The organism is Streptococcus sp. HMSC36C04, assembly GCF_001839535.1.
Classification (GTDB): domain Bacteria; phylum Bacillota; class Bacilli; order Lactobacillales; family Streptococcaceae; genus Streptococcus; species Streptococcus hominis.
Map to the genome: position 1 here is coordinate 1 of NZ_KV841575.1, position 7,610 is coordinate 7,610.

A 7,610-nucleotide genomic window follows, 5' to 3' on the forward strand; every position below is an offset into this window, starting at 1 on the left:
TCTGTCTAGCTTAATTTTACAAATTGGGTTTTAAGAATATCACTATCGTAATTAGTTGAATATATCTTTATTAAAATCAAGTTTTGTTTATAGATTGATTTTAATAGTAGAACCCTTGATTTTATTCAAAGGAGAAAAATATGGCGAAACCTAAAAGCAAGAAACTACCTCATTTGTCCCAAGTGTTGAAAATAATATCTAAAAATCAAAAAGATTTTCCGAATGTGTCTGGTTGGAGAAATAATTCTGAGAGGCTCAATACGTTAGTTTCAATATTGGTAACAGAAACTCATCCTTCTATTGAGCAATGGTGGGATAGCAAAATTGAATATAGTGACTCTCAAGTTTCGAACATTGTTTCTGGGAAAAGCTTTATCCATCATTTAATATGGCAGTATTATCAAGGAACTTTAAAAGAACTTCCTAGCAATGAACGATTAACATATCGTGAGCATATAAATCAATTAACAGAAAAATTAAAGAATAAAGATAATAAGTTTTCTTGGAGGAGACCTCCTTTTCTTACGAATCCTATTTGTCAAAAAATTTATGAATATTTTGATTCTTGCACTGGAGATATTGGGGATTTGGATTTAAAGAGGTTAGAGAAAAAGCTTCGTTCTGGTGAATGTGAAGATTTCTTTGCCTCAATATTATTCTTTATAGCGGCAGACATGCCTCAAATTGAAGATAATGAGTACGGTGAAAGGCATTTAGAAATTATCAAGTCAAGCCAACGATTCTTCAATGATATTGCACAAGATTTAAACGAAGGAAAATATTATGATTACTATCATAGAAAAATTATTGTTACTCCAGATATCAAACAAAAGAAAATAATAAATGAACATACTTTATCATTCAAAGCCCCGTTGTTGAACAGGAGCAATAATCTTAGTAGGGATAGTCTGCAATTTAATTTTAGCTTTGATAATTTTGAAAAGTATGATTTCTTTTCCATGAAAGAAATGGCTATTAATGGTGTAGATTTTCTTGACAAACACATTCCTCTTCCTGAAAATCCAGAAGTTAAGTTAGAGGACAGGTATTGTTACAAAAAACGATTCTTATATCCTAATATCCCCGATAACACCTCTTATGAAGTAAGACGAACCACTCAAGCTCTTTTGGGGTTTCCCATCACAGAATCAACATACCACTTGCCGTTTTCGACGAATGATTTCAAATTTGAAATATCAATGAGTCAGCTCAACAAAGATGACAATATGTTTTTTGATATTTTTTGTGCATTCTTCACTCCATTTGACAGAACTAAAAGACTATCATTTATAAAATCAAGCAGTAAACATTTTGAAGTTCATATAAAAGAATTTGTACCAAAAGGGAGCGGTGTGAAAGTTATTATAAAACCTTCACTGTCCAATTTGAATTTTAGCACAGGACAAAATATTAATCTTACGGCTGAACAGATAAATATTACAGGTGTTTGGGAAACCAGACCTGAAACGGACTATAAAGATGAATAGTATTGACAAAAATATAAAAATATGCTAATATATAAAAGTAAAATTAAAATTAAATAAATTTTCGTAACTTACCAGAAATTACTTCTGAAAGTTAATCCCTTGCATTTGGTAGAAAGTTTTAAAGTCTACCTAGCAAGTGGTAGATTAATATTTTTTAGAGGTGATTTTATGTTCCCAGATTTTTCTTTAGAAGAAGCTTTGATTTATAATGCAACAGCTCACGACCCATACAGTAAAGAATCCGTGGCGAGAAGAATGATTGCATCGGGCGTATCGGAACGAGCGGTTTCAATATTGTTAGGCATGGATCTCGAACAGATAGAAAAATTGAGCTGTTCAGATGCCATTATGCTTATGAAGCTACTAGATGGTTTTAACGATGTTTTTCATAGGTATGAGGCAACAGAAGGAATTCTACCTCAAGCATATAGAAACGTGGAGAAAGTCAAGGAGTGGTACACTGAACACGGCATAGAAGAGCCCAATCTTTTCCGAGATAGTGTAGATATAGACACTGGATTTGCACGAGTTTTTGGTTTGACTCCTTCTCAACATAAAGACTTTATAGAAAGATATGTTGATAAAAAATAATTTTTAAGCTCACATTTGTGGGCTTTTTCCTTTATGAAACTTTTTCGAAAAACTAATTCAAAACAAAATAAAAACCGCAAGAAACTTCGAAAATCCTTGCGGTTAGGGCAGTAGCTATCTTAATTCAACTCCTAAAATTTCAACGGTTTCGTTTTTTAGGTTTTCAATCCAGTCCGTCGGGTCGTTGGCTTGCTTGGTTTTAAAATAGTAATATCCCGCCATTTCAGGGTTTCGAAACTGGCACATATAAACCAAAGAATCCGCCTCAGTTAACGGTTGGCAAATTTCGAAAGTTTCCTTGGCGAAAAGGTTATTAAAATCAAAATTTTTCGGCAAAAGATAACCCAATTTCGAAACTGATCCCAGTTCCATATATTCTGTTTTTTCCATTTTAATCCTCCCATTCTTTAACAAAACCAACTTCGGTTTGTAAGGTTTCAAGCAAATTTTGGATAAATTCTTGTTTGGTTTTATAATCGTCCATAATTTCCTTATCTGTTAAACATTTATTACTGGACAATGATAACTCTCATCAGGGAAGAAGTCCAGCCCATTTTCGATGTATTTTTTACAATCTAAAACAGATGGGGGAGTCAGTTTTTTGGAGTTTTCGAAAGTTCGATGAACAGAGAATTTTTCTTCGGCGTGAGAATATTCAGGCGTAATTTACGCCAGTTTTTGAATGGCTGATTTAGAGATTTTGTACTTTCGCAATGTTTAAATGTAGTTATTTATTTTTGAAGAATCGCTTGCTAGTACGCCTGAAAACGCTCGTAGAATGATAATAAGTCGCCTGACGAAACTGCTCAGAAACGGCGGTGTTATGCGGAAACAATCTGACGCGATGCGAAGGGCGGTGCGAAAGGGGTTACGTACTTACTTTTCAACAATTTAGCAGAGTATTTTTATAAGTGTGATATAATAGAAGTATAATTTGTTCTGATAGTTTATTTTATGGAGAAGTAGATTTTTAGAATGCGGAGGTTCAATATGGTTGAGTTTATAAAGTCTAAGAAAGAAATGAGTGAGGAGGATATTAAAGCAAATTTCATCACTCCTGCTATTGTATCCAAAGGATGGAAAAATGGTGAGCATATCGCTTACGAGGAATACTTCACTGATGGTCGAATCGAGGTTAGAGGAGATAAGGCTCGTCGCAAAGAAGGGAAAAAATCAGACTATTCATTGTATTACCAATTTGGAACTCTAATTGCAATCGTTGAGGCAAAGGATAATAAACATAGCGTTCGAGCGGGATTACAACAAGCGATTGAATATGGTGAGATTTTAGATGTTCCTTTTGTTTATTCTTCGAATGGTGATGGCTTTATTGAGCATGACCGTATCACAAGAGAAGAGCGTGAGCTGGCGCTAGATGAATTTCCCACTCGTGAAGAATTATTTTCTCGTCTGAAGAAGGAAAAAGGACTAACGTCTGAAATAGCAGAAGCTATCTCAACTCCATATTACACAGATGCCTTCTCAACTAAAACGCCGCGATATTATCAGCAAATAGCTATCAACCGTACAATTGAAACAGTTGCCAGAGGACAAAAACGAGTAATGTTTGTGATGGCAACAGGAACGGGAAAAACATTCATGGCTTTTCAAATTATTCATCGTCTTCGAAAATCTGGTTTGGCTAAACGAGTTTTATTTTTAGCGGATAGAAACATCTTAGTAGACCAAACGATGGCTGAAGACTTTAAGCCATTCGAAAAGGTGATGACGAAAATTACTCCAAAACTTTTGAATGCTCCTGAAAAATTAAATTCTTTTGAAATTTACCTAGGACTTTATCAGCAACTAACTGGTGAAGATGGTACTGAAACGCATTATCAAAAGTTCGACAAAGACTTCTTTGATTTAATCGTAATTGATGAAGCGCACCGTGGCTCAGCCAAGGAAGACAGCAACTGGCGTAAGGTGATTGATTATTTCAGTTCTGCGACACAAATTGGTATGACGGCAACTCCTAAAGAAACCAAGGATGTCTCCAATATGGAATACTTCGGGGAGCCAATTTATACTTATAGTTTAAAACAAGGAATCGAGGATGGTTTTTTGGCTCCGTATCGTGTTATGAGAGTTAATTTAGATGTGGATGTGGATGGCTATCGTCCAGAAACTGGGAAAGTTGATGCTAAAGGGCAGTTAATCGAGGATAGGTACTACGGCAGGAAAGATTTTGACAAAACTATTGTTATTGATGATAGAACTCAAAAAGTTGCTAAGTTTGTTTCGGACTATATGAAGCGAAACAATGCACGATTTGATAAAACGATTGTTTTTTGTGTTGATATTGACCATGCTGAACGGATGCGTGCTGCACTTGTAAAAGAGAATCTAGACTTAGTCCAAGAAGACTATCGTTATGTCATGCAAGTAACTGGTGACAATGCTGAAGGAAAAGCTCAACTGGATAACTTTATGGATGTCAATTCTAATTTTCCCGCTATTGTAACAACGTCTAAATTATTAACGACAGGAGTTAATGCTAAAACATGTCGTTTGATTGTTTTAGACTCTAATATCCAATCCATGACTGAATTTAAACAAATTATTGGTCGTGGCACACGTCTTTATCCTCAAAAGGGGAAAGAATTTTTTACGATTATTGATTTTCGAAATGTTACTAATTTGTTTGCTGACCCTGATTTTGATGGTGAACCAGTGAAGGTTCTGGAAACAGGTGCAAAAACAAATAATGGTGCTACACCTGGTTTTGTAGACGAAGGTGGTGACCCAGTAGAAAAATATGTCGTTGCAGATAAGCAAGTGACCATTTTGAATTCAACAGTTCAAGTATTGGATGAAAATGGAAAACTGGTCACTGAAAATCTAACCGACTACACCCGTAAGAATATTTTAGGTAGTTATGCTACTTTGAACGATTTTATCACGGCTTGGCATACAGCAGATAAAAAGAAGATTATATTGGACGAACTTTATAAAAAAGGAGTTTATCTGGATGCTATTCGAGAGTCGGAAGGGATTTCGGAGCAAGAAATTGATGACTTCGATTTACTCCTAAAACTTGCCTATGGTCAAAAAGAATTAACCAAAACAGAGCGTATTAACAAACTCAAACGAAGTGGATATTTATATAAATATAGCGAAGAAGCACGTGCAGTTTTGGAAATTTTGTTGGACAAGTACATGGATAAAGGTATTGGAGAACTCGAAAGTATTGAAACACTAAAACTTCCAGAATTTCAGCTATATGGTGGAACCTTCAAAATCATCAATACTTACTTTGGAGATAAAAAACGGTATTTACAAGCAATTAAAGAATTGGAGCAAGAGCTATTTACGGTAGCTTAATGAAAGGAAAATATGTCAATTACATCATTTGTAAAAAGAATTCAAGATATCACTCGAAACGATGCGGGTGTTAATGGTGATGCTCAACGTATTGAGCAAATGTCTTGGTTATTATTTTTGAAAATTTACGATAGCCGTGAAATGGTTTGGGAGTTAGAAGAAGATGACTACGAATCGATTATTCCAGAGGAGTTAAAATGGCGAAATTGGGCTCATGCTCAAAAAGGGGAACAGGCATTGACAGGTGATGAATTACTTGATTTTGTCAATAATAAATTATTTAAAGAGTTGAAAGAGCTTGAAATAACTCCAAATATGCCTATTCGAAAAACGATTGTCAAGTCAGCTTTCGAAGATGCGAACAACTATATGAAAAATGGTGTTTTGTTACGCCAAGTAATCAATGTTATTGATGAAGTCGACTTCAATAGCCCTGAAGACCGTCATTCTTTTAATGACATCTACGAAAAAATTCTTAAAGATATTCAAAGTGCTGGGAACTCAGGAGAGTTTTATACACCACGTGCAGCGACTGACTTTATCGCTGAAGTCCTTGACCCAAAACTTGGCGAATCAATGGCAGACCTCGCTTGTGGAACAGGGGGATTCTTAACTTCGACTCTGAATCGTTTAAGTAGTCAACGTAAAACTAGTGAAGACACTAAGAAATATAACACAGCTGTTTTTGGTATTGAAAAGAAAGCATTTCCCCACCTTTTAGCAGTTACAAATCTGTTTCTTCACGAAATTGATGACCCTAAAATTGTTCATGGCAATACTTTGGAGAAAAATGTTCGCGAATACACAGATGACGAAAAATTTGACATTATCATGATGAATCCACCTTTTGGAGGTTCTGAATTAGAAACAATAAAAAATAATTTTCCAGCAGAATTACGGAGTTCTGAAACAGCTGACTTATTCATGGCTGTTATTATGTATCGTTTGAAAGAAAATGGTCGTGTTGGGGTTATTTTACCTGATGGTTTTTTATTTGGCGAAGGCGTAAAAACTCGCTTGAAACAAAAACTGGTAGATGAGTTCAACTTACATACGATTATTAGGTTGCCTCATAGTGTATTTGCGCCGTATACAGGAATTAATACGAACATTCTTTTCTTTGATAAAACAAAGAAAACAGAAGAAACTTGGTTTTATCGTTTAGATATGCCAGATGGTTATAAAAATTTCTCGAAAACCAAGCCGATGAAGTCAGAACATTTTAATCCTGTTCGTGACTGGTGGAAAAATCGTGAAGAAATTTTGGAAGGTAAGTTCTATAAATCTAAATCATTTACACCTAGCGAATTGGAAGAGCTAAATTATAATTTAGACCAGTGTGGTTTTCCAAAAGAAGAAGAGGAAATTTTAGATCCCTTTGAGTTGATTCAGAATTATCAAGTGGAAAGAGCAACTTTAAATCATAAGATTGATACTGTATTAGCTGATATTTTGCAGTTGTTGGAGGACAAATAATGACACCAGAACAACTTAAGGCAAGTATCCTCCAAAGAGCGATGGAAGGGAAATTAGTACCACAAAATCCTGATGGCGAACCAGCAAGCGAATTGCTAAAGAGAATTAAAGCTGAGAAAGAAAAACTTATCAGTGAAGGCAAAATCAAGCGAGATAAAAAGGAAACCGAGATATTTCGTGGTGATGATGGGAAACCTTATGAGAAGTTCGCTGATGGAAGTATTCAAGAAATTGATGTCCCTTATGATATTCCTGATAGTTGGGAGTGGGTGAGGTTTTCTACATTGGTTGAAATTGTTAGAGGTGGCTCTCCACGACCAATCAAAGATTATCTTACTTCTGAAGTAGATGGAATAAATTGGATAAAAATAGGTGATACTAAAAAGGGTGAAAAGTATATAAATAATGTTAAAGAAAAAATCAAAAAATCAGGGCTTAACAAAACTAGATTTGTAAAAAAAGGTACATTTTTGTTAACTAATTCTATGAGTTTTGGTAGACCTTATATTTTGAATGTTGATGGTGCAATACACGATGGATGGTTGGCTATTTTGAACTATGAAAACTCATTAAATAGAGATTACCTATTCTATATTCTTTCATCAAATGTAGTTTATTATCAATTTTTATCTCTAATTAATGGAGCTGTTGTGAAAAACTTGAATAGTGATAAAGTTGCTTCTATTCTCATCCCTCTCCCCCCACTTACCGAACAACAACGCATAGTAGAAG

At 34.9% G+C, this 7,610-nt stretch carries 6 protein-coding genes; 5 read left to right on the forward strand and 1 reads right to left on the reverse strand.

The window, feature by feature from the left end; translation table 11 throughout:
* The first annotated feature begins 140 nt into the window (after positions 1-140).
* Together HMPREF3249_RS01440 and HMPREF3249_RS01445 are read left to right on the forward strand one after the other, a co-directional pair.
* Positions 141-1,487 (forward strand): hypothetical protein, encoded by a 1,347-nt coding sequence (locus HMPREF3249_RS01440; protein ID WP_049533687.1) that lies wholly within the window; start codon positions 141-143, stop codon positions 1,485-1,487.
* A gap of 168 nt (positions 1,488-1,655) precedes the next feature.
* Positions 1,656-2,078, forward strand: a complete 423-nt coding sequence (locus tag HMPREF3249_RS01445; protein ID WP_049533689.1) for a hypothetical protein — start codon at positions 1,656-1,658, stop codon at positions 2,076-2,078.
* A gap of 114 nt (positions 2,079-2,192) precedes the next feature.
* On the opposite strand, the gene HMPREF3249_RS01450 is transcribed toward HMPREF3249_RS01445, so the two are convergent.
* The gene (locus tag HMPREF3249_RS01450) at positions 2,193-2,468 is read right to left on the reverse strand and encodes a hypothetical protein (RefSeq protein ID WP_059220846.1); all 276 of its coding nucleotides are present in this window, start codon (positions 2,466-2,468) and stop codon (positions 2,193-2,195) included.
* A gap of 600 nt (positions 2,469-3,068) precedes the next feature.
* Between HMPREF3249_RS01450 and hsdR the strand changes: the two genes are divergently transcribed.
* The 3 genes from hsdR to HMPREF3249_RS01465 form a co-directional block, all read left to right on the forward strand.
* The gene (hsdR, locus tag HMPREF3249_RS01455; RefSeq protein ID WP_049533691.1) at positions 3,069-5,402 is read left to right on the forward strand and encodes an EcoAI/FtnUII family type I restriction enzme subunit R; all 2,334 of its coding nucleotides are present in this window, start codon (positions 3,069-3,071) and stop codon (positions 5,400-5,402) included.
* 12 nt (positions 5,403-5,414) lie between these two features.
* Positions 5,415-6,878 carry a class I SAM-dependent DNA methyltransferase gene (locus tag HMPREF3249_RS01460; protein WP_059220843.1) on the forward strand — a complete coding sequence of 488 codons (1,464 nt, stop codon included), beginning with the start codon at positions 5,415-5,417 and terminating at the stop codon, positions 6,876-6,878.
* On the forward strand, positions 6,878-7,610 hold a 733-nt coding region (locus HMPREF3249_RS01465; RefSeq protein WP_070867446.1), incomplete at its 3' end, for a restriction endonuclease subunit S. The genes HMPREF3249_RS01460 and HMPREF3249_RS01465, both read left to right, overlap by 1 nt.

Excerpts from the sequence above, each read along its gene's own strand:
- hsdR (WP_049533691.1), top strand. The coding sequence starts at position 3,069 with ATGGTTGAGTTTATAAAGTCTAAGAAAGAAATGAGTGAGGAGGATATT.
- HMPREF3249_RS01440 (WP_049533687.1), top strand. The coding sequence starts at position 141 with ATGGCGAAACCTAAAAGCAAGAAACTACCTCATTTGTCCCAAGTGTTG.
- HMPREF3249_RS01460 (WP_059220843.1), top strand. The coding sequence starts at position 5,415 with ATGTCAATTACATCATTTGTAAAAAGAATTCAAGATATCACTCGAAAC.
- HMPREF3249_RS01450 (WP_059220846.1), bottom strand. The coding sequence starts at position 2,468 with ATGGAAAAAACAGAATATATGGAACTGGGATCAGTTTCGAAATTGGGT.
- HMPREF3249_RS01445 (WP_049533689.1), top strand. The coding sequence starts at position 1,656 with ATGTTCCCAGATTTTTCTTTAGAAGAAGCTTTGATTTATAATGCAACA.